The organism is Streptomyces sp. NPDC050743 (assembly GCF_044456925.1).
Taxonomy (GTDB): domain Bacteria; phylum Actinomycetota; class Actinomycetes; order Streptomycetales; family Streptomycetaceae; genus Streptomyces.
Genome location: NZ_JBITGJ010000060.1, coordinates 35,659 through 55,965 on the forward strand (window position 1 = coordinate 35,659; position 20,307 = coordinate 55,965).

Here is a 20,307-nt window from a genome sequence, read left to right on the forward strand (position 1 = left end):
CCCGAGCGCCCCGACCCACGTTCCGAGCGAGGAGGCCATGCGCCCACCCCGTACCACCCCGAAAGCCGGCACTCCCGCGCATCCGCCGCGCGGCCGCCGCGCACACGCCGGACCACCCGCGGCCGAGGAGGCCAACCGCCCGCTCGGCACGCCGGCCAAGGCACGCGCGCGTGGCAACCGCCGGTATCTGCGCCCCCGCACCGTGCGCGCCAAGGTGGTCAGCCTGCTGATGGTGCCGGTCGTCTCCCTGCTCGCCCTGTGGGCGTACGCCACCGTCACCACCGCCCAGGACGTGGCCCGGCTGCGGCAGTCCCAGCGGGTCGACGCCGAACTGCGCACCCCGGTGGCCGCGGCGGTCGCCGCCCTCCAGGCCGAGCGCACCGCAGCCGTGCGCTACGCCACGGCGGGCACGGGCGACGGCACCGACTTGCGAAGCCTGGCCGCCCGCACCGACCGGGCGGTGGCCAAGCTGCGGCTCGGCGGCGACAACACCGTCGCCGACAGCCAGGAACTGCCCGCCGGTGTCTCCGAGCGCCTCGACACCTTCGTCACCGGTGCCGAGCACCTGCGCACCCTGCGCACGGCCGTACTCGACCACAAGGCCGCCTGGGACGCGGTGTACGCCCAGTACACGAAGACGATCGGCGCGGCCTTCACCATGGACGGCGCCCTCACCGGCATCCAGCGGGACGACGTCGGCTCGGACGCGCGCGTGCTGCTCGAATTCAGCCGGGCCGCCGAGGCGCTGGCCCAGGAGGACACCCTGCTCGGCAGCGCGCGGAGCGCAGGTCAGCTGCAGGGCGAGCGGCTACGGCTGTTCGGCGCCGCCGTCGCCGCGCGCCGTACCCTCACCGAGTCCGCGGTCGCCGATCTGCCCGACGCCCAGCGCGCCGCCTGGCAGGAACTGGCCCACAGCGACACCTACACCGCTCTCGGAGCCGCCGAGGACAAGATCATTTCCGCCGGGCCCGGCGGCAAGCCGGCCGACGCGGCGCCGCCGGCCGCCTGGAACACAGCCCACGCGCGCGTGCAGGACGGTATGCAGGGCATCGCGGCGGACACGGGCCAGGCCGTCGCGGGCCGGGCCGACCCCTTCACCCGCGGCCTGCTCAGCCCCGCGGGCGCCGCCGTGCTCCTCGGCCTGGCCGCCGTCGCCACCTCGCTCGTCATCTCGGTCCGCATCGGACGCGGTCTCGTGGTCGAACTCGTGAGCCTGCGCAACGACGCCCTGGAGATCGCCCGCCGCAAACTCCCCGAAGCCATGCGCCGACTGCGCGCGGGCGAGGAGATCGACATCCAGGCGGAGGCGCCCGCCGGACCACCCGCCGAGGACGAGACGGGGCAGGTCTCGGAAGCGCTGACCACCGTCCACCGCGCCGCCCTGCGCGCCGCCGTCGAACGCGCCGAACTCGCCAGCGGCATCTCCGGTGTCTTCGTCAATCTGGCCCGCCGCAGCCAGGTCCTGGTCCACCGCCAGCTCAGCCTCCTGGACAGCATGGAGCGTCGCTCGGACGACCCCAACGAGCTGAGCGACCTCTTCCGCCTGGACCACCTCACCACGCGCATGCGGCGCCACGCCGAAAGCCTGATCATCCTCTCCGGCGCCGCACCCGGCCGGGCCTGGCGCATGCCGGTGTCCCTGACCAACGTCGTACGGGCCGCCGTGTCGGAAGTCGAGGACTACGCGCGCGTGGAGGTGCGTCAGCTCCCCGAGGCCCACGTCATCGGCACCGCAGTCGCCGACCTCACCCACCTGCTCGCCGAACTCGTCGAGAACGCCGCCCAGTTCTCCCCGCCCCACACGCGCGTACGCGTCACCGGGGAACCCGTGGGCAACGGCTACGCACTGGAGATAGAGGACCGAGGACTCGGCATGGGCGCCGAGACCCTCGCGAAGGCCAATCGCCGCATCGAACAGTCCGAGGCCCTCGACCTGTTCGACAGCGACCGGCTCGGACTCTTCGTCGTCAGCCGGCTCGCCTCCCGGCACGACGTCAAGGTACATCTGCGCACCTCACCGTACGGAGGCACCACCGCGGTCGTCCTGCTGCCCACCGCCCTGCTGCACGGCGGCCCGGTGGAACGTTCCTCCCACCAAGGTGAGCAATCCCGGCAGGAGCCGGAACGCGAGTACGCGCGCGTGCCCGACAGCTCACGTCAGGAGGCCGTGGCCGCAGGCTCGGACCGGCCCGCCCTCGCGGCCACCGTTCCCGCCCCGCACGGCGCCACCGACGAGCCGGGCCCGCACGGAACCGGCGACGAAAAACCACCCCCCGGAGTCACCACCTTGAGGCTGCACCGACCGCCGAGCGACTCCGAGAGCAGCGACGACCTCCCACGCCGTGTGCGCCAGGCCAGCCTCGCACCCCAGCTCCGCCAGCAGCGTCCCGAAGCGCCCGCGCCCGAGACCGCACGGCACAGCGACGAACGGCGCACCCCCGAACTGGTACGGGACCGCATGGCCGCCTACCGCGACGGCTGGGCTCGCGGCGGCGGCAGACAGCCCGGGCGCGGTGCCGCCCCGGAACCCGAAACGGGCAGTGACAGCAGCGAAGGAGACCCGGCATGATCCAGGACCCGAACACGAGTGCCGGCCAGCGCTCCGGCGAACTGGACTGGTTGCTCGACGACCTGGTGATGCGCGTGAGCGAGGTACGGCACGCCGTCGTGCTCTCCAACGACGGACTCGCCGTCGGCGCCTCCACCGCCCTCGCGCGGGAGGACGCCGAGCACCTCGCCGCCGTGGCCTCCGGGTTCAACAGCCTCGCCAAGGGCGCGGGACGGCACTTCGGAGCGGGCGGCGTGCGGCAGACCATGGTTGAGATGGACGACGCGTTCCTCTTCGTGGCCGCCGCCGGTGACGGTTCCTGCCTCGCCCTGCTCACCGCCGTCAACGCCGACATCGGGCTGGTCGCCTACGAGATGGCGCGCCTGGTCAAACAGGTCGGCGAGCACCTGTACACGCCACCGCGGGTCGCCGCGCAGCCGCCCGCAGCCGGATGACCCGGAACAGGCGGCACAGATGACCGAGAACCAGAGCGCCGGTCCGTGGGAGCCGGGCAGCCAGTGGTACGACGGCGAGGCCGGGCCACTCGTGCGCCCGTACGCGATGACGGGCGGGCGCACCCAGCCGGGTCCCACCGGGGTGCGCTTCGACCTGATCGCCCTCGTCACCCTCGACCCCGCGGCACCGGCGCTCGAGGACGCCGCTCTCGGCCCCGAGCACCGGGCCCTGATCGAGCTGTGCCGCACGGAGACACAGTCCGTCGCCGAGCTCGCGGCGGACGCCGACCTTCCCGTCGGCGTCGTCAGGGTGCTCCTCGGCGACCTCCTGGAACTCGGCTGCGTGGTCATCAGCCGCCCCGTGCCGCCGGCCCACCTGCCCGACGAGCGGATTCTGCGCGAGGTCATCGCGGGACTGCGAGCACTGTAGATGAACGTTCCGAAGCCGGCGTACACCGCGCAGCGTCCCGATCTGTACGCGTTCCGCTCCCGACCGGACCCAAGTCAGTCACATCAGGTGCATTCTGGTCCAATAACCCGGTGGTGCCGCTCCGTTGTCATGATGCTGCCTTCGCGCCCGCAGCAGACGGACGCCCACCGCAGCCGGCCCTCCCGAGAGAAGTGATGATGGTCACCGAGCACTCCGAAGCCGTCGGCGACAACACCGCCCTGGCGCTGAAGATACTGGTCGCCGGGGGGTTCGGCGTCGGCAAGACGACCCTGGTCGGGGCCGTCAGCGAGATCCGGCCGCTGCGCACCGAGGAACTCCTCAGCGAGGCAGGGCAGTTGGTGGACGACACCGACGGCGTGGACCAGAAGGTCACCACCACCGTCGCCATGGACTTCGGCCGCATCACCATCCGCTCCGGTCTGTCCCTCTACCTCTTCGGTACACCGGGACAGGACCGCTTCTGGTTCCTCTGGGACGAGTTGTCGCAGGGCGCCCTCGGCGCCGTCGTCCTCGCGGACACCCGGCGCCTGGAGGACTGCTTTCCCGCGGTCGACTACTTCGAGCACCGGCACATCCCGTTCGTGGTGGCCGTCAACTGCTTCCCAGGCGCACGCACCTACGGCGCTCACGACGTCTCACGTGCCCTCGACCTGGACCGCGGCACCCCCGTGGTGCTGTGTGACGCCCGTGACCGGGACTCCGGCAAGGAAGTCCTGATCCGGCTCGTCGAGTACGCCGGGCGGATGCACACCGCCCGGCTCCTGGACTCTGTCGGCTGACCCCGCCGCTCAGGCCGCCAGATCCCTCACGGCCACCACCTGGTCGACCGGGACCCGGACCAGCAGCTCACCCGGAACGCCGTTGCGGGCGCCGTACTCCTCGGCGCGGTCCTCACCCATGTACCGGGCGGCGATCCGGGTGGCCCAATGCCGCAGCTCGTCCAGGTCCTCGGACAACCGCGCCCGGCCGTTCAGCACCACGAAGTGGAACGGCGGCCGATCGTCGTCCACACACAGGGCGACCCGCCCGTCCCGGGCGAGATTGCGCCCCTTCACCGTGTCCTTGCCCGTGTTGAAGACCAGTTCGTCCCCGTCCAGCAGAAACCAGATCGGGGCCACATGAGGGCTCCCATCGGCGCGAACGGTGGACAGCTTGCCGGTCCGGGTGCCGTGCGAGACGAACGCCCGCCATTCCTCGTCGGTCATCTTCTGTGCCATGCGCCCATCCTGCTTGCCCGGACGCCGGACGTGGGGAAGGCTGGCGGGGAGTTCCTCCAGCCAGGGGGAGACATCACACGGGGAGACGGAGATGGCGCAGAACCAGGGACTCGGCTGGCTCCTGGACGATCTGACCGAGCGACTGGACGACGTGCGGCACGCGCTGGTCCTGTCGAACGACGGATTGGTCACGGGCGCGAGCACGGGCCTACGCCGCGAGGACGCCGAGCATCTGGCCGCCGTGGCGTCCGGGCTGCACAGCCTGGCCAAGGGATCGGGACGCCACTTCGGCGCCGGCAGGGTACGCCAGACCATGATCGAGTACGACGACGCGGTGCTGTTCGTGACCGCGGCCGGCACCGGCAGCTGCCTGTGCGTGCTCAGCGGCGCTGAGGCCGACATCGGCCAGATCGCCTACGAGATGGCCCTGCTCGTCAATCGCGTCGGCGAGCACCTCGGCGTCGACGCCAGGCAACCGGAGCGCACCCCCGTCACAGACGCCTGACCTGCACTTTCTCCTCGCGTCGCGGAGTTATCCACAGGGCCGCCAAGCCCTGGTCCGATTTGGCTACGGTGTGTGCACGGCGAACGCACAGGGCGTGAGCCAGCGACTCCACGGGGAGTACGACCATGTCGGCAAACACCTTCAGCCCGCCCCGGCCCACCACCTGCACCCCGAGCCACGCCGCCCGGGAACTGAGTCTCAAACGAGGCGAGTTCGACCTCGCCGTGCACCTCGGCCACATCCGCACCGTGCCCGACGAGGGCGGGGGAGGAGGTCGCAGGGTGGAACGCGCGGAGATCGACCGCGTTCGCGCACAGGAGGGCTATCCGGACGCTCTCCATGAGCGCGTGCGGGTGGTGGGCACCGCCGAGGGCGCCGCGCTCATGAAGATCCCGGCCGGGCGGTTCACCCGCCTCGCCCGCCTGGGCCTGCTCGTGCCGGTGAAGTGGTACCTGAACCGCTACCGAGCCGTGGTCTGGCTGTATCTGGCCGAAGACCTGCGGAACTTCACCGGGTTCCTCCGAGGATGCCCCGGCCTTCAGGCCGGGGAGGAATCGGACTCCTGCGGAGCAGGGCAGGGATAGCCGGATCGCCGTCAGGGCGATCCGGCGTCCACCCCGCACGGCGGTGACGTCGCCCACCATGATCAAGAACTCTCAACTGTCAGTCCGCTCGGGTAGGTTCGGATGCATGACGACGGAGGCTGGCACGAAGGACGCCGGGCATGCCCGGTGCACCTTCCGTGTGCGCCTGTCGAACACGGCCAGGCGCCGGCTCGAAGCCGAGTGGGATCGCTGCCGCTGGATCTGGAACGAGTGCGTGGCCAAGTCCCGGCAGGTCCACGTGCAGGGCAAAGCGGGTGGCGAGAAGCTGACGTGTGGTCCGGCTCAGCTCGACAAGATGCTGACCGAGGCCCGCAGGGCGACGCCCTGGCTGGCTGAGGGCGCGAGCGTGCCGCAGCAGCAGGTGATTCGGGACTTCGCCAGGTCGAGGGCGAAAGCGCTGAAGGACATCAAGGACCGGTTGCCGATGCACCGGCGGGCCGGGATGCCCCGCTTCAAGAAGAAGCGGGAGGCGCGGCCCAGCCTGAACTACACCAAGCGCGGTTTCCGCCTCAAGGACGGCCGCCTGCACCTCGCCGGCCAGATCGTGCTGACGGTGGTGTGGTCACGGGACCTTCCGGCCGACCCGTCGAGTGTGCGCGTGTACCAGGACACGCTCGGGCACTGGTACGTGTCCTTCGTCGTTGCCGCGCAGAGCGAACCGCTCGCCGCCACGGGGCGCGTGCTCGGGGTGGACTGGGGTGTGAAGGAGACCGCCACCACCACCGACGACGCCTACGATCTCCCCCATGCCGAGCACGGCAAGCGGGCCGCGCAGCGGCTGGCGAGGTACCAGCGGATGATGGCCCGGCGCCGGCCTCCGAAGGGACAGCCCGCATCCGCCGGCTACCGCAAGGCCCAGGCGCAGGCGGCGAAGCTGCACAAGAAGATCGCGAGGCAGCGCGAGGACACCGCCCGCAAGTGGGCCAAGTCCGTGATGCGCGGCCACGACGGGGTCGCGGTGGAGGACTTCAGGCCGAGGTTCCTGGCGAAGACCACCATGGCCCGCAAGGCGGCCGATGCCGCCATCGCCGCGACGAAGCGTGCCCTGGTCGAGACGGGCCGCAAGCACGGGCGGGAGGTCCGTCTCGTGCACCCGGCGCACACCACGATGGACTGTGCCACGTGCGGAGCGAGAACCAAGCACGCACTGCCTCTGTCGATGAGAACGTATGCCTGCACCGCGTGCGGAGCCGTGTCCCCCAGGGACAAGAACTCCGCCCGCGTGATGCTGGTCCGGGCAGGTTGGAACCCGGACGGTGCCGAGGGCGTAAGACCACCGGGGCCGCCGGCTCCGGTGGCGGCCTGAGCCGTAAATCCCCGCTCAGCCCTGGAGGGCGACGCATCCCCTCCCTTCAGGGAGGGGAGCCTTCAAGTCGGACGCCGAGAACGCCCACCTGCTCAAAGGGCGTACGCCCGAGAACCTGCGGGGCCAGCTGGAGACCGGGGTGGACCTGCGCGCCCGCAACTGGCGGGGACGCCGCCTCGGGTTTCTGCTGAGGTCAGGGCCGGCGCCGTGGCAGCCTTCCTCTCGCCCGTCGAGATCGCCGACCTGGTCAGGGATCCGTACGAGCGTGCCTGTCTGAACCGGTTCCGGCCCGCGCCACCCGGTCAGGGCACGCCGGGATCGCCTGCCGCGCACCTCGCCGAGCGGATCACGATCGCGCAGGACGCGGACGAGATCGAGTGGCTCCGCAGCGAACTGGCCCATGTACTCGCGGAGGCGCGCGCCCTCTCACCGGCCCCGCGCCCGGCCGCCCGTCGCACCGCGCCGGCCAGGCGAGCTGTCGCCCGGCCCATCCCGCCCATGGCACGCACGGTCACAGGACCCATGGAGCCGACGGTGCCGACGTCGTCGAAGCCCGGGGCGGAACCGACCGTGGCCCGGGCACCCGAGCGGCCGCTGCTCGGACCGCCCGGGCCGGAGAGCGGGCCGGTGACGGTGGTGTCCCGGGCGAACGGCGGACCGCTGCCGCGGGCGCCTGAGCCGGAGGACGAGCCCGTGGCCCGAGCCTTCGAGTGGCACGGCACCCCGGCGTTGCCGGCGGCCGCGCCGTCGTCGGCCCGCCCGGGACACCACCGGGCCGAGCAGGCCCGGCCACGCACCAACCGCGGTCTGCGCGCCTGGCTGCGGCGCAGAAGCACGCGGCCCGCGCGGGTCTGACCCACCCGGCCGCAGGCCGGCCCTCGGCCCGCTACAGGGACCTGAACAGTCCCTCCTGGACAACCGAGACGAGCAGACGCCCGTGCAGGTCGTAGATGCGTCCGCGGGCCAGCCCCCGGCCACCGGTGGCGATCGGCGACTCCTGGTCGTACAGGAACCACTCGTCCGCGCGGAAGGGCCGGTGGAACCACATGGCGTGATCCAGCGAGGCCATGTCGAAGTTCCGCGGCCCCCACAGCGGTTCGACCGGAATGCGGACCGCGTCCAGGAGGGTCATGTCACTGGCGTAGGTCAGTGCGCACGTGTGCACCAGCGGGTCGTCACCGAGCGGTCCGACCGCGCGCATCCACACGGCACTGCGCGGCTCGGCCCCCTTGATGTCCTCGGCGTTCCAGCGCAGCCGGTCGACATAGCGGATGTCGAAGGGTTGGCGACGCGCCATCCGCTCCAACTGCTCCGGCAGCGCGCCCAGGTGCTTGCGGATCTCCTCGGAGACCGTCGGCAGCGACTCCGGGTCCGGCACCTCACGGGCCGGCGGCAGCTGGTGCTCGAACGGTCCTTCCTCAGGCTTGTGAAAGGAGGCGGTCAGATTGAAGATCGTGCGGCCCTGCTGCACGGCCGTGACCCGGCGCGTGGTGAACGACAGGCCGTCGCGGACCCGCTCCACCTGGTACACGATGGGCACGCCGGGCCGACCCGGGCGCAGGAAGTACGCGTGCAGCGAGTGCACCGGGCGGTCGCCGTCCGTGGTGCGGCCGGCGGCGACCAGTGCCTGGCCCGCCACCTGGCCGCCGAAGACCCGCTGCAGCGACTCCTGCGGGCTTCGGCCACGGAAGATGTTGACCTCGATCTGCTCCAGGTCGAGCAGGTCGACCAGTCGCTCGGCCGGATTCGTCGTCATCGGTGGGATTCTCCTGGGCTCACAACTGGTCGACAAGGGTTCACAGCTGACCGACATCGGTGACGCGCACGACCGCACGGCCCTCGGCGTCCGAGGCCGCGAGGTCGACCTCCGCGCTGATGCCCCAGTCGTGGTCGTCGTTCGGGTCGTCGAAGATCTGGCGGACGCGCCAGATGCCGTTCTCCGGCTCCTCGTTGATGACCAGCAGCTTGGGGCCGCGGGCGTCGGGGCCGGTGCCGAGGTCGTCGTACTCGTCCCAGTACTTGTCCATCGCCTCGCCCCAGGCGTCGGCGTCCCAGCCGGAGTCGGCGTCCATCTCGCCGAGCTCCTCGACCTGGTCGAGGGCGGCCAGTTCCACGCGGCGGAAAATGGCGTTGCGGACCAGGACCCGGAAGGCGCGCGCGTTGGTGGTGACCGGCTTGACCTCGTCGGCCTTCTCCTGGGCCTCTTCCGCGGTCATCTCCTCCGGGTTCGCGAGCTGCTCCCACTCGTCCAGCAGGCTGGAGTCCACCTGCCGCACCATCTCGCCGAGCCACTCGATCAGATCCTGCAGGTCCTCGGACTTGAGGTCGTCCGGGATGGTGTGGTCGAGGGTCTTGTAGGCGCTGGCCAGGTAGCGCAGCACGATGCCCTCGGTGCGGGCCAGCTCGTAGAAGGACACCAACTCCGTGAAGGATAGCGCACGTTCGTACATGTCCCGGATGACCGACTTCGGTGACAGCGGATGGTCGCCGACCCAGGGGTGGCTCTTGCGGTAGGTGTTGTACGCGTGGAAGAGCAGCTCTTCCAGGGGCTTCGGGTACGTGATGTCCTGGAGGCGCTCCATGCGCTCCTCGTACTCGACACCGTCCGCCTTCATCGCGGCGACGGCCTCGCCGCGCGCCTTGTTCTGCTGCGCGACGAGGATCTGCCGCGGGTCGTCCAGGGTGGACTCGACGACGGAGACCATGTCGAGGGCGTAGGACGGCGACTCGGGGTCGAGGAGTTCGAACGCGGCGAGCGCGAACGTGGACAGCGGCTGGTTGAGCGCGAAGTCCTGCTGCAGGTCGACCGTGAGCCGGACGATACGGCCCTCGGCGTCGGGCTTGTCGAGCTTCTCCACGATCCCGCCGTCGAGCAGCGACCGGTAGATCGCGATGGCCCGGCGGATGTGCCTGAGCTGCTGCCTGCGCGGCTCGTGGTTGTCCTCCAGGAGGTGGCGCATCGCCTCGAACGCGTTGCCCGGGCGGGCGATCACCGACAGCAGCATCGTGTGCGTCACCCGGAAACGCGAGGTCAGCGGTTCCGGTTCCGATTCGATCAGCTTCTGGAAGGTGTTCTCCGTCCAGCCGACAAAGCCCTCCGGCGCCTTCTTGCGCACCACCTTGCGCCGCTTCTTCGGATCGTCGCCCGCCTTCGCCAGTGCCTTCTCGTTCTCGATGACGTGCTCCGGCGCCTGCGCCACGACGAGCCCCGCCGTGTCGAACCCGGCCCGGCCGGCCCGGCCCGCGATCTGGTGGAACTCCCGGGCGCGCAGCGTGCGTACGCGGCTGCCGTCGTACTTGGTGAGGGCGGTGAACAGCACCGTGCGGATGGGCACGTTGACGCCCACACCGAGCGTGTCCGTGCCGCAGATGACCTTCAGCAGGCCCGCCTGGGCGAGCTTCTCCACCAGGCGGCGGTACTTGGGCAGCATGCCGGCGTGGTGGACGCCGATCCCGTGCCGTACGTAACGGGAGAGGTTGCGGCCGAACTTGGTGGTGAAGCGGAAGTTGCCGATCAACTCGGCGATCTGGTCCTTCTCCTCGCGCGAGCACATGTTGATGCTCATCAGCGCCTGGGCCCGCTCCACGGCCTGCGCTTGGGTGAAGTGCACGATGTAAACCGGGGCCTGCTTGGACTCCAGCAGGTCGGTGAGCGTCTCGGTGAGCGGGGTGAGCTTGTACTCGTAGGAGAGCGGCACCGGGCGGGTCGCCGAGCGGACCACCGAGGTGGGGCGGCCGGTGCGGCGGGTGAGGTCCTTCTCGAAAAACGACACATCACCCAAAGTGGCCGACATCAGGATGAACTGCGCCTGTGGGAGCTCGAGCAGCGGAATCTGCCAGGCCCAGCCGCGGTCGCCCTCGGCGTAGAAGTGGAACTCGTCCATGACGACCTGGCCGACGTCCGCGTCCTTGCCGTCGCGCAGCGCGATCGACGCCAGCACCTCGGCGGTGCAGCAGATCACGGGGGCATCGGCGTTCACGGAGGCGTCGCCGGTCAGCATGCCGACGTTCTCGGTGCCGAACAGCTTGCACAGTTCGAAGAACTTCTCCGACACCAGGGCCTTGATCGGGGCCGTGTAGAAGGTGACCTCGTCCCTGGCCAGCGCGGCGAAGTGGGCGCCCGCGGCGATCATGCTCTTGCCCGAGCCGGTGGGCGTCGAGACGATCACGTTCGCCCCGGAGACCACCTCGATCAGCGCCTCCTCCTGGTGGGGGTAGAGGGTGAGGCCGCGCTCCTGCGCCCACGACTCGAAGGCTTCATACAGGGCGTCGGGGTCGGCGGTCGGCGGCAGCTGATCGATGAGGGTCACGCACCCATCTTGCCTGGCCTCGACCCCGAGAGGGGAATCGGCTGCGGGCGGGAAGATCACGGCCGCTACGCTGTGGCGCCGACGACAGGTCAGCGCACCAGGTCAACTGGACAGCGGCACACGAGGAATGGGGCGGGAAGCGGCCATGATGGGACCAGCACACTCACTGTCGGGGGCCGCGGCCTGGCTCGGCGTCGGAGCGGCAGCCGCCGCGGCAGGTCACCCGATGCCCTGGCCGGTCCTCCTCTGCGGCGCGCTGATCTGCGCCGGCGCCGCGCTCGCCCCGGACCTCGACCACAAGGCGGCCACGATCTCCCGGGCCTTCGGGCCGATCTCACGCTGGATCTGCGAGATCGTGGACAAGCTGTCGTACGCCGTCTACAAGGCGACCCGGATGAAGGGCGACCCGCGCCGCTCCGGAGGTCACCGTACGCTGACGCACACCTGGCTGTGGGCGGTCCTGATCGGCGCCGGCTGCTCGGCGGCGGCGATCGCGGGGGGCCGCTGGGCCGTGCTGGCGATCCTGTTCGTGCACATGGTGCTGGCGATCGAGGGGCTGCTGTGGCGGGCGGCACGCGGCTCCAGCAGCGATGTCCTGGTCTGGCTGCTGGCGGCGACCACCGCGTGGATTCTCGCAGGCGTCTTGGACAAGCCGGGCAACGGCTCCGACTGGCTGTTCACGGCACCGGGCCAGCAGTACCTGTGGCTGGGGCTGCCGATCGTGCTCGGCGCGCTGGTGCACGACATCGGGGACGCGCTGACGGTGTCCGGCTGCCCGATCCTGTGGCCGATCCCCCTGGGCCGAAAGCGCTGGTACCCCGTGGGGCCGCCGAAGGTGATGCGGTTCCGGGCCGGGAGCTGGGTGGAGCTGAAGGTGCTGATGCCCGTGTTCATGCTCCTCGGCGGCGTGGGCTGCGCGGCGGCCCTCAACGTCATCTGAAGCACCCCTCGGATGCGAGGCACGCCTTGCGTCCGAGGCGCCCGGCACCCGGCCCGAGGTACCCCTCGGCGTCAGGTCGCCTCGCCGGCCTCCGCCCCGCCGTACCGGCGCTCGAAGCGGGCGACACGACCCTCGGTGTCGACCGTGCGGGCCTTGCCCGTGTAGAAGGGGTGGCTCTCCGAGGAGATCTCCACGTCGATCACCGGGTAGGTCTGGCCGTCGTCCCACTCGATGGTCTGCTCGCTCTGTGCGGTCGAGCGGGTCAGGAACGCGTAGCCGGCGGCCCGGTCGCGGAAGACCACGGGGTGGTAGTCGGGGTGCTTGTCCTGCTGCATGGCGGCTCCTCGTGCGGGGCGGTCGGGCAGGGCGCGGGCGGGTCGACCGGAGCCCGCGGGTCAGCCGGGCAGGGAGTCCTCGTCGACGATGTGCATCGCGGCCTCCTCGGCGGAGGCGGCGGCGCCGTCGATGCCGACGTCATTGGCGACGAGGGCGGCCTCCTCGTCCTCGTGCGCCCCCTCGTCCGGGGCCACCAGCCGGCCGGAGCGGAGGTTGCCGACCTCGTTGTCGAGGAGTTCCCCGTCGGTGTCGCGGTCACCGATGTCGTCGCCGTCGCGGGCGACGAGGTCGGGCTGCTCCTCGGCGAGCCGCTGGTCGAGGGTCTCGCCCGCCTGGCGTTCGGCCGCCGTCACCCCTGTGTGCTCCACCGCCCAAGGTCGCTCGGGCGGGGACCAGCCACGGTCGAGCGGGTCCGAGACGCCGTCGAAATCCAGTGTGTCCTCGACGTCGAGCACCCCCGAGTCCTCCCGGATCTCCGAGGGATCGGGCTGGTAGACGTCGTCCCCCCAGCCGTCGACGCTGTCCACGAGTACCTCCAGGTGGTGAGGACGGCCATGTGCCACCGCTACGGGCAGCGGGCCGCCGGCACGCGTGGCGCGAGGTTCACGCGTCGCGAACCGGATGGTTCCGGGGCGTTCCCCACACCGGTGCCGTTCTCCAGACTTCCACCCCTGCTCGGGACCGCGCAACGGCACGGGCGCCGGTCAGTGCCCACACCCGGGAACCAGCACCGGTCACATCCCACAGCGCGCCCGCTCGCCGTGGCCCGGCTGCCCGAGGTACCGGCCGGGGCGGCTGCGCACCTGCCCGCCGTGACCTGGCTCGGTGTAGTGCCGGCAGGTCCTACCGGGCGCCCGCTCGCGATGGACCGGCTGCCCGAAGTGCCGGAAGGCGCGGCTGCCGACCTGTCCTGCCTGACCCGGCGGGGCCGAGCGCCGGCGGTGGCCCTCGCCGCGCGCCCGCCAGCCGCGCACAGGTCGTCCCAAGATCCGGCAGTCGTGGTCGCCGCACCCGGCGGTGCGCAACCGGTCACCGCCGGGAGCGGCTCCGCGATCGCGGGGATCGGCCTTGAGCGCAGTTGCGGCGCCTCGGTACCGGTCGCCCGCGTGCTCGCCGGAGCGTCAGCCGTGCCAGGACCGCCACAGCGCCGCGTACGCGCCGTCCGCCTCGACCAGCTCGTAATGGCTGCCCAGCTCGCTGATGCGGCCGTCCTCCACCACAGCGATCACGTCGGCGTCATGGGCGGTGTGCAGGCGGTGGGCGATGGCGACCACGGTGCGGCCGTCCAGCACCCGGGCCAGGGAGCGTTCCAGATGCCGGGCCGCGCGCGGGTCCAGCAGCGAGGTCGCCTCATCCAGGACCAGCGTGTGCGGATCGGCGAGCACCAGCCGGGCCAGCGCGATCTGCTGGGCCTGCGCCGGGGTCAGCGCAAGACCGCCGGAGCCGACCTCGGTGTCCAGGCCGTCGTCCAGTGCCCGTGCCCAGCCGTCCGCGTCGACCGCGCCCAGCGCCTCCCACAGCTCGGCGTCTGTCGCGTCGGTGCGGGCCAGCAGGAGGTTGTCGCGCAGCGAGCCGACGAAGACGTGGTGTTCCTGGTTGACCAGGGCGACATGCGACCGGACGCGTTCCGCGGGCATCCGGGACAGCTCCGCGTCGCCCAGGGTGATCCGGCCGTCGCGGGGTGCGTAGATCCCGGCGAGCAGCCTGCCCAGGGTGGACTTGCCCGCGCCCGAGGGGCCCACCAGGGCCAGCCGGGTGCCCGGGGCGACCTCCAGGGACACCTGGCGCAGCACGTCGACGCCCTCGCGGTAGCCGAAGTGCACCCGGTCGGCCCGCACGTCCCGCCCGTCCGGCGCCAGCGAGGCGTCCCCGGCGTCCGGCTCGATGTCCCGCACACCGACCAGGCGGCCCAGCGACACCTGGGCGACCTGCACCTCGTCGTACCAGCGCAGGATCAGGTTCACCGGGTCGACGAGCATCTGCGCGATGAGGGCGCCCGTGGTCAGCTGTCCCACCCCGATCCAGCCGTTCAGGACGAAGGCGCCGCCGACCATCAGCACCGAGCCGAGCACGATGACGTGCACGGCGTTGATGACCGGGAAGAGCACGGACCGCAGCCACAGCGTGTACCGCTCCCAGGCGGTCCACTCCTTGATCCGCCGCTCCGACAGGGCGACGCGGCGGGCGCCGAGCCGGTGCGCCTCGATGGTGTGGCCCGCGTCCACCGTCTCGGCGAGGGCGGCGGCGACGGCCGCGTATCCGGCGGCCTCGGAGCGGTAGCCAGAGGGTGCCCGTCTGAAGTACCAGCGGCACCCGGCCACCAGCACCGGCACGGCGAGCAGCACCGCGGCGGCCAGCGGCGGAGCCGTCACGACGAGCCCGCCGAGCAGCAGCAGAGCCCACACGACACCGATCGCGAGCTGCGGCACGGCCTCGCGCATCGCGTTGGCCAGGCGGTCGATGTCGGTGGTGATGCGGGAGAGCAGATCGCCCGTTCCCGCCCGTTCCAGCACGCCAGGCGGCAGCCCGACCGACCGGACGAGGAAGTCCTCGCGCAGGTCGGCCAGCATCCGCTCGCCGAGCATCGCCCCCCGCAGCCGCACCTGCCGGGTGAACACGGCCTGCACCACCAGCGCGAGCACGAACAGCCCGGCGGTCAGGCCCAGATGAAGCTCCCGGGACCGGTCGGACACCCGCTCGACCAGGCCACCGAGCAGGTAGGGACCCACCATGGAGGCGATCACGGCCACCATGTTGACGCCGACGAGCAGCAGGAACGCCCGGCGGTGCCGGCGGAACAGCTCGGCGACATAGGCGCGCACGGTCGCGGCCGCGCCGACGGGCAGGGTGGTGGCGGTCGTCGGGGCCGCCGGGTCGTACGCCGGTGGCGCAACGCCGATCATGCGCTCTCCTCGATCTCTTCCAGCTCCGGGCGGGCGCCCACCAGGGCGGCCTCGTCGGTTGCGGCCAGTTCGTCGTCCGTCTCCCGGGTGACCACGGCCCGGTATCGCGGCTCGCTCTCGACCAGTTCGCGGTGCACGCCGACCGCCGCGACCTCGCCGTCGTGGACCAGGACGACCCGGTCCGCGCGGTCCAGCAGCAGCGGCGAGGAGGTGAACACCACGGTCGTGCGTCCCGAGCGCAGCCGGCGCAGTCCGTCCGCGATCCGTGCCTCGGTGTGTGAGTCGACCGCGGAGGTCGGCTCGTCGAGCACCAGCACCTCGGGGTCGGTGATCAGCGACCGGGCCAGGGCGAGCCGCTGGCGCTGGCCGCCGGACAGGGACCGTCCGCGCTCGGTGATGCGGGCGTCCATCGGGTCGGCTGCGTCCAGGGATCCCTGGACGAGCGCGTCCAGGACGTCGTCGCACTGCGCCGCGGCCAGCGCGTCCGCGGCCCGTACGGCTCCCGAGGCGGGCACGTCGAGCAGCTCGCGCAGCGTGCCGGACAGCAGCACCGGATCCTTGTCCTGCACGAGGACGGCGGTGCGCGCGCTGTCCAGGGGGAGGTCGTCCAGGGCGACCCCGCCGAGCAGCACCGAGCGGGCCGGCTCGGTCGGGTGGCCGCCCAGCCGCTCCGCGAGCCTGCCCGCCGCGTCCGGATCACCGCAGACCACGGCGGTGAGACGACCGGCGGGAGCGAGCAGACCGGTGCCGGGGTCGTACAGGTCGCCGCCCGGCACCTCCGCCTCTCGGGTGCCCTCGGTGGCCGTGGACCGCTCCAGCGACAGCACGCGGGCCGCCCGTTTGGCCGAGGGGCGGGAGAAGGAGTAGGCCATCGCGATCTCTTCGAAATGGCGCAGCGGATAGTTCAGGATCATCACCGCGCTGTAGACGGTGACGAGTTCGCCGACGGTGATCCTGCCCTGGCGGGCCAGGTGGATGCCGTGCCAGACGACGGCGATGAGCAGCAGGCCGGGCAGCAGCACCTGGACGGAGGAGATCAGCGACCACATCCGGGCGCTGCGCACCGCGGCGTGCCGTACCTCCTGCGAGGCCCGGCGGTAGCGGTCGAGGAAGAGCTCCTCACCGCCGATGCCGCGCAGCACCCGCAGCCCGGCGACCGTGTCCGAGGCGAGCTCGGTGGCCCGGCCCGCCTTCTCGCGCTGCACGTCGGCGCGGCGCGTCGCCCGGGGCAGCAGCGGCAGCACCGCGAGCGCCACGACCGGTAGTCCGACGGCGACGATCACGCCCAGGGCAGGCTGGTAGACGAGGAGGCCGACACAGACCACCACGACCGTCAGGGCGGCAGCGGTGAACCGGGAGACCGCCTCGACGAACCAGCCGATCTTCTCGACGTCGCCGGTGGAGACCGCCACCACCTCGCCGGCGGCGACCCGCCGGGTCAGGGCGGAGCCGAGCTGGGCCGCCTTGCGCGCCAGCAGTTGCTGGACGCGGGCGGCGGCCGTGATCCAGTTGGTGACGGCGGTCCGGTGCAGGAAGGTGTCGCCGAGGGCGATGCCCGTGCCGCACAGCAGCATCAGACCGCCCGTCAGGGCGAGCCGGGCGCCGGAGCGGTCGACGACCGCCTGGACGGCCAGGCCGACGCAGAAGGGCAGGGCAGAGACGGAGACGAAGTGCAGCAGGCCCCAGGCGAGCGCCTTCAGCTGCCCGCCCAGCTGGTTCCGCCCGAGCCACCACAGGAATCGGGGGCCCGAACGTGCGTCCGGGACGCCCGGATCGGAGTACGGAAGGTCTTGAATCTGCATGACGATCCAGTGGCTCGTGTCAGGAGGGAAGGGATGACAAGGGGGACGAGGGGACGGGGTGAAGTGGGGAGGCGGCGAAGAGCGGTGACAAGCCGTGAAAGGTTCGCGTCGCTCGGTGGTGAATTTCAAACGGTTTTCCCGGTGGAGCAGCGAAGTCCACCGGCTTCCGGCCACTGACGGCGGAACCGGACGCGTCCGGGGTCGTGGTCGACGGCGTTCACCGGGCAGGTGGTCGGCCGGTCGAACGCGTGCGTTCGGCCGTCACCCGAATGTCCAGAAGAGCGCACAATGAACCGTTACGTGGTGCCACGATGGTCACGTGCGGATCCACAGTGTGCGGCGAATGACGGTCGCGGTGACGGCTTTTGGGACTCTCCTGGCGACTGTGTCGGCGTGCGGCACCGACGCCTCCGGCCCGGCCCGCGCCGGCGGGGCGACGGGCTTTCGCGGTCAGGCCGGGCCGAGCCCGACTGTGTCGAGCGCGGCGTCGAGCGCGGTGTCGGCCGCCCCCACGGCCGACCCGACCCGGATCCCTGGCGTCGGTGACCGGCTGGGCCGGCAGATCCCCCCTGACTCCAACCAGGTCGTCGCCGTGTACGGCGAGGGCGAGAACTCCCCCGACTCCACGGTCGTGCTCTACACACGGGAGGGCCCGGAGTGGCGGCCGGTGGCCGACTGGCCGGCGCACAACGGCCGGAACGGCTGGACCACGGACCACCACATGGACGACGAGCGCAGCCCCGTCGGCGTGTTCGGTCTCTCCGACGCGGGAGGTGTGCTCGACGACCCGGGCACCCTCCTGTCGTACGACCAGGACGCGGTCGCCTACGCGCCGCCGGACGACTGGGGTGAGGCGCACCAGCACGACTTCGACTACGTCATCGCCATCGACTACAACCGTCTCCCGGGCACCCCGCCGCACGACGGCACGCGCCCCGAGGGCGACGACAAGGGCGGCGGCATCTGGCTGCATCTCGACCACGGCGACGGCACGTCCGCATGCGTCAGTGTGTCCAAGGACGCCATGGAATTCCTGCTGCGCACGCTCGACCCGACACAGCATCCGGTCATGGTGATGGGCGACCGGGCGGCGCTGCGCGCCTGACGGACCGGCGCGGACGCCGACCGGCATGGAGGAGAGTCCAAGCGCGATCCGGGCCGCCGTATGCGAGAAGTGCGGCCCGGCGCCGGTGCGCCCGGCGTCAGATCGCGCCGTCCTCTGAGGCGTCATTGCGGGCCGGCCCCGACTGGCCGTAGAACACCGGCCATGAGAAGACGGATAGTCATGTCCATGCTTGCCGGAGCGACCCTCCTGGCGAGCGCGTTCTTCGGCACCGGCGCCGCTGCCGCCCAAGCGGCCGACATCCCGGCCGAGTTCGGCACCGACTGGCACGACCCGGTCACCGCGGCGCCGCCCGTCGAGCGGCCGCACACCAAGTCGTGCCAGGTCACGCTCGCCGACGCCCAGTTCCGCGACTTCACGCCGTACCGGGGCGCGTACACCCCGCCCCAGGGCTGCGGCGACCACTGGAGCAAGGTGGTCCTGCGGCTCGACGGCAAGGTGAAGGGCCGCCAGTACGACCGTCTCGGCTATCTGCACGTCGGTGGGGTCGAGATCCTGCGTACCTCCACCCCGGAGCCCTCGCCCGATGGCATCGAATGGCACGTCGAGAAGGACGTCACCCGCTACAGCGACACCTTCCGCGGCCCGCGGGACGTCGAGATGCTGATCGGCAACGTTTTGAAGGCTCCCCTCCCTGAAGGGAGGGGATGCGTCGCCCTCCAGGGCTGAGCGGGGATTTACGGCTCAGGCCGCCACCGGAGCCGGCGGCCCCGGTGGTCTTACGCCCTCGGCACCGTCCGGGTTCCAACCTGCCCGGACCAGCATCACGCGGGCGGAGTTCTTGTCCCTGGGGGACACGGCTCCACACGCGGTGCAGGTATACGTTCTCATCGACAGAGGCAGTGCGTGCTTGGTTCTCGCTCCGCACGTGGCACAGTCCCTCGTGGTGTGCGCCGGGTGCACGAGACGGACCTCCCGCCCGTGCTTGCGGCCCATCTCGCACAGGGCGCGCTTCGTGGTGGCGATGGCGGCATCGGCCGCCTTGCGGGCCATGGTGGTCTTCGCCAGGAACCTCGGCCTGAAGTCCTCCACCGCAACCCCGTCATGGCCGCGCATCACGGACTTGGCCCACTTGCGGGCGGTGTCCTCCCGCTGCCTCGCCACCTTCTTGTGCAGCTTCGCCGCCTGGGCTTGCGCCTTGCGGTAGCCGGCGGATGCGGGCTGTCCCTTCGGACGCCGGCGCCGGGCCATCATCCGCTGGTACCTCGCCAGCCGCTGCGCGGCCCGCCTGCCGTGCTCGGCATGGGGGAGATCGTAGGCGTCGTCGGTGGTGGTGGCGGTCTCCTTCACACCCCAGTCCACGCCCAGGACGCGGCCGGTCTCACAGAGCGGCTCAACCTGAGCCGGGACGACGAAGGACGCATACCAATGTCCGAGGCTGTCCTGGTACACCCGCACACTCGACGGGTCGGCCGGAAGATCCCGCGACCACACCACCCTCAGCACGATCCCGCCGGCCAGGTGCAGCCGTCCGTCCCTGAGGCGGAAACCCCGCCGGGTGTAGTTGAGGCTGGGCCGCGCCTCCCGCTTCTTCTTCCAGCGGGGCATCCCGGCCCGGCGCTGCTGCGGCAACCGGTCCTCGATGTCCTTCAGGGCTTTCGCCCTCGACCCGGCAAAGTCGCGTATCACCTGCTGCTGAGGCACCGACGCGCCCTCAGCCAGCCAGGGCGTCACCCCGCGTGCCTCGGTCAGCATCTTGTCCAACTGCCCGGGGCCGCAGGTCAGCTTCTCGCCACTCGCCCGGCTCTGCGCGTGCACCTGCTGGGACTTCGCGACGCACTCATTCCAGATCCAGCGGCAGCGATC

General features: G+C 71.5%; 18 protein-coding genes and 2 pseudogenes. 12 read left to right on the forward strand and 8 right to left on the reverse strand.

All coding sequences use genetic code 11. The features are described 5' to 3' along the window. Positions 1–37: 37 nt before the first annotated feature. The 4 genes from ACIBJF_RS37015 (at position 38) to ACIBJF_RS37030 (ending at position 4,233) form a co-directional block, all read left to right on the forward strand. The gene (locus ACIBJF_RS37015) at positions 38–2,569 is read left to right on the forward strand and encodes a nitrate- and nitrite sensing domain-containing protein (protein WP_399180554.1); all 2,532 of its coding nucleotides are present in this window, start codon (positions 38–40) and stop codon (positions 2,567–2,569) included. Then, positions 2,566–3,003, forward strand: coding sequence for a roadblock/LC7 domain-containing protein (locus tag ACIBJF_RS37020; RefSeq protein WP_399180556.1), 438 nt, complete (start codon positions 2,566–2,568; stop codon positions 3,001–3,003). The genes ACIBJF_RS37015 and ACIBJF_RS37020 overlap by 4 nt, the downstream gene beginning before the upstream one ends. A 19-nt stretch (positions 3,004–3,022) precedes the next feature. After that, positions 3,023–3,433 carry a DUF742 domain-containing protein gene (locus ACIBJF_RS37025; RefSeq protein WP_399180558.1) on the forward strand — a complete coding sequence of 137 codons (411 nt, stop codon included), beginning with the start codon at positions 3,023–3,025 and terminating at the stop codon, positions 3,431–3,433. A 197-nt stretch (positions 3,434–3,630) separates the two neighbouring features. Further along, positions 3,631–4,233: a GTP-binding protein gene (locus ACIBJF_RS37030; RefSeq protein WP_399180579.1), complete on the forward strand. Its 603-nt coding sequence runs from the start codon at positions 3,631–3,633 to the stop codon at positions 4,231–4,233. Between the two features lie 9 nt (positions 4,234–4,242). Here ACIBJF_RS37030 and ACIBJF_RS37035 read toward each other — a convergent pair whose 3' ends face one another. Continuing rightward, positions 4,243–4,671 carry a PPOX class F420-dependent oxidoreductase gene (locus tag ACIBJF_RS37035; protein ID WP_356305721.1) on the reverse strand — a complete coding sequence of 143 codons (429 nt, stop codon included), beginning with the start codon at positions 4,669–4,671 and terminating at the stop codon, positions 4,243–4,245. A 91-nt stretch (positions 4,672–4,762) separates the two neighbouring features. Here ACIBJF_RS37035 and ACIBJF_RS37040 point away from each other — a divergent pair, with 91 nt between their 5' ends. The 5 genes and pseudogenes from ACIBJF_RS37040 (at position 4,763) to ACIBJF_RS37060 (ending at position 7,942) form a co-directional block, all read left to right on the forward strand. Continuing rightward, on the forward strand, positions 4,763–5,176 hold the full coding sequence (locus tag ACIBJF_RS37040; protein ID WP_399180560.1) for a roadblock/LC7 domain-containing protein: 414 nt from the start codon (positions 4,763–4,765) through the stop codon (positions 5,174–5,176). 125 nt (positions 5,177–5,301) lie between these two features. After that, positions 5,302–5,685 (forward strand): annotated as a pseudogene (locus ACIBJF_RS37045) (DUF6397 family protein); the annotation flags it as partial. Positions 5,686–5,866: 181 nt separating this feature from the next. Then, a complete protein-coding gene (locus tag ACIBJF_RS37050) occupies positions 5,867–7,087 on the forward strand; it encodes an RNA-guided endonuclease InsQ/TnpB family protein (protein WP_399180562.1) in 1,221 nt (406 codons plus the stop codon). A 115-nt stretch (positions 7,088–7,202) separates the two neighbouring features. Beyond that, the gene (locus ACIBJF_RS37055; RefSeq protein WP_399180581.1) at positions 7,203–7,364 is read left to right on the forward strand and encodes a DUF6397 family protein; all 162 of its coding nucleotides are present in this window, start codon (positions 7,203–7,205) and stop codon (positions 7,362–7,364) included. Further along, on the forward strand, positions 7,295–7,942 hold the full coding sequence (locus tag ACIBJF_RS37060; RefSeq protein ID WP_399180563.1) for a DUF6397 family protein: 648 nt from the start codon (positions 7,295–7,297) through the stop codon (positions 7,940–7,942). Before ACIBJF_RS37055 ends, ACIBJF_RS37060 begins: the two co-directional genes overlap by 70 nt. Before the next feature lie 31 nt (positions 7,943–7,973). On the opposite strand, the gene ACIBJF_RS37065 is transcribed toward ACIBJF_RS37060, so the two are convergent. Beyond that, on the reverse strand, positions 7,974–8,843 hold the full coding sequence (locus ACIBJF_RS37065) for an acyl-CoA thioesterase (protein ID WP_399180565.1): 870 nt from the start codon (positions 8,841–8,843) through the stop codon (positions 7,974–7,976). Between the two features lie 40 nt (positions 8,844–8,883). Beyond that, positions 8,884–11,397 carry a DEAD/DEAH box helicase gene (locus tag ACIBJF_RS37070; RefSeq protein WP_399180567.1) on the reverse strand — a complete coding sequence of 838 codons (2,514 nt, stop codon included), beginning with the start codon at positions 11,395–11,397 and terminating at the stop codon, positions 8,884–8,886. A 145-nt stretch (positions 11,398–11,542) separates the two neighbouring features. Between ACIBJF_RS37070 and ACIBJF_RS37075 the strand changes: the two genes are divergently transcribed. Next, positions 11,543–12,337 (forward strand): metal-dependent hydrolase, encoded by a 795-nt coding sequence (locus tag ACIBJF_RS37075; protein ID WP_351804534.1) that lies wholly within the window; start codon positions 11,543–11,545, stop codon positions 12,335–12,337. Positions 12,338–12,408: 71 nt separating this feature from the next. Here ACIBJF_RS37075 and ACIBJF_RS37080 read toward each other — a convergent pair whose 3' ends face one another. The 4 genes from ACIBJF_RS37080 to ACIBJF_RS37095 all read right to left on the reverse strand — a co-directional run bounded on the left by ACIBJF_RS37080 (position 12,409) and on the right by ACIBJF_RS37095 (position 17,378). Then, the gene (locus tag ACIBJF_RS37080; protein ID WP_351804536.1) at positions 12,409–12,672 is read right to left on the reverse strand and encodes a type B 50S ribosomal protein L31; all 264 of its coding nucleotides are present in this window, start codon (positions 12,670–12,672) and stop codon (positions 12,409–12,411) included. Positions 12,673–12,732: 60 nt separating this feature from the next. Then, the gene (locus tag ACIBJF_RS37085; protein ID WP_351804538.1) at positions 12,733–13,200 is read right to left on the reverse strand and encodes a DUF5709 domain-containing protein; all 468 of its coding nucleotides are present in this window, start codon (positions 13,198–13,200) and stop codon (positions 12,733–12,735) included. A gap of 594 nt (positions 13,201–13,794) precedes the next feature. After that, a complete protein-coding gene (locus ACIBJF_RS37090) occupies positions 13,795–15,576 on the reverse strand; it encodes an ABC transporter ATP-binding protein (protein ID WP_399180570.1) in 1,782 nt (593 codons plus the stop codon). Then, positions 15,573–17,378 (reverse strand): ABC transporter transmembrane domain-containing protein, encoded by a 1,806-nt coding sequence (locus tag ACIBJF_RS37095; protein WP_399180572.1) that lies wholly within the window; start codon positions 17,376–17,378, stop codon positions 15,573–15,575. Before ACIBJF_RS37095 ends, ACIBJF_RS37090 begins: the two co-directional genes overlap by 4 nt. 343 nt (positions 17,379–17,721) lie before the next feature. Between ACIBJF_RS37095 and ACIBJF_RS37100 the strand changes: the two genes are divergently transcribed. Together ACIBJF_RS37100 and ACIBJF_RS37105 are read left to right on the forward strand one after the other, a co-directional pair. Continuing rightward, complete coding sequence (locus tag ACIBJF_RS37100; protein ID WP_399180583.1) at positions 17,722–18,483, forward strand: hypothetical protein; 762 nt, start codon at positions 17,722–17,724, stop codon at positions 18,481–18,483. Positions 18,484–18,645: 162 nt separating this feature from the next. After that, a pseudogene (locus ACIBJF_RS37105) lies at positions 18,646–19,122 on the forward strand (peptide-N4-asparagine amidase); the annotation flags it as partial. A 63-nt stretch (positions 19,123–19,185) separates the two neighbouring features. On the opposite strand, the gene ACIBJF_RS37110 reads toward ACIBJF_RS37105, so the two are convergent. Beyond that, the coding region (locus ACIBJF_RS37110; protein ID WP_399180574.1) for an RNA-guided endonuclease InsQ/TnpB family protein at positions 19,186–20,307 on the reverse strand (1,122 nt) is incomplete at its 5' end.

Coding starts and splice junctions, on each gene's coding strand:
- ACIBJF_RS37090 (WP_399180570.1), bottom strand. CDS start 15,576: ATGATCGGCGTTGCGCCACCGGCGTACGACCCGGCGGCCCCGACGACC.
- ACIBJF_RS37035 (WP_356305721.1), bottom strand. CDS start 4,671: ATGGCACAGAAGATGACCGACGAGGAATGGCGGGCGTTCGTCTCGCAC.
- ACIBJF_RS37040 (WP_399180560.1), top strand. CDS start 4,763: ATGGCGCAGAACCAGGGACTCGGCTGGCTCCTGGACGATCTGACCGAG.
- ACIBJF_RS37030 (WP_399180579.1), top strand. CDS start 3,631: ATGGTCACCGAGCACTCCGAAGCCGTCGGCGACAACACCGCCCTGGCG.
- ACIBJF_RS37100 (WP_399180583.1), top strand. CDS start 17,722: ATGACGGTCGCGGTGACGGCTTTTGGGACTCTCCTGGCGACTGTGTCG.
- ACIBJF_RS37050 (WP_399180562.1), top strand. CDS start 5,867: ATGACGACGGAGGCTGGCACGAAGGACGCCGGGCATGCCCGGTGCACC.
- ACIBJF_RS37065 (WP_399180565.1), bottom strand. CDS start 8,843: ATGACGACGAATCCGGCCGAGCGACTGGTCGACCTGCTCGACCTGGAG.
- ACIBJF_RS37025 (WP_399180558.1), top strand. CDS start 3,023: ATGACCGAGAACCAGAGCGCCGGTCCGTGGGAGCCGGGCAGCCAGTGG.
- ACIBJF_RS37095 (WP_399180572.1), bottom strand. CDS start 17,378: ATGCAGATTCAAGACCTTCCGTACTCCGATCCGGGCGTCCCGGACGCA.
- ACIBJF_RS37015 (WP_399180554.1), top strand. CDS start 38: ATGCGCCCACCCCGTACCACCCCGAAAGCCGGCACTCCCGCGCATCCG.
- ACIBJF_RS37020 (WP_399180556.1), top strand. CDS start 2,566: ATGATCCAGGACCCGAACACGAGTGCCGGCCAGCGCTCCGGCGAACTG.
- ACIBJF_RS37080 (WP_351804536.1), bottom strand. CDS start 12,672: ATGCAGCAGGACAAGCACCCCGACTACCACCCCGTGGTCTTCCGCGAC.
- ACIBJF_RS37075 (WP_351804534.1), top strand. CDS start 11,543: ATGATGGGACCAGCACACTCACTGTCGGGGGCCGCGGCCTGGCTCGGC.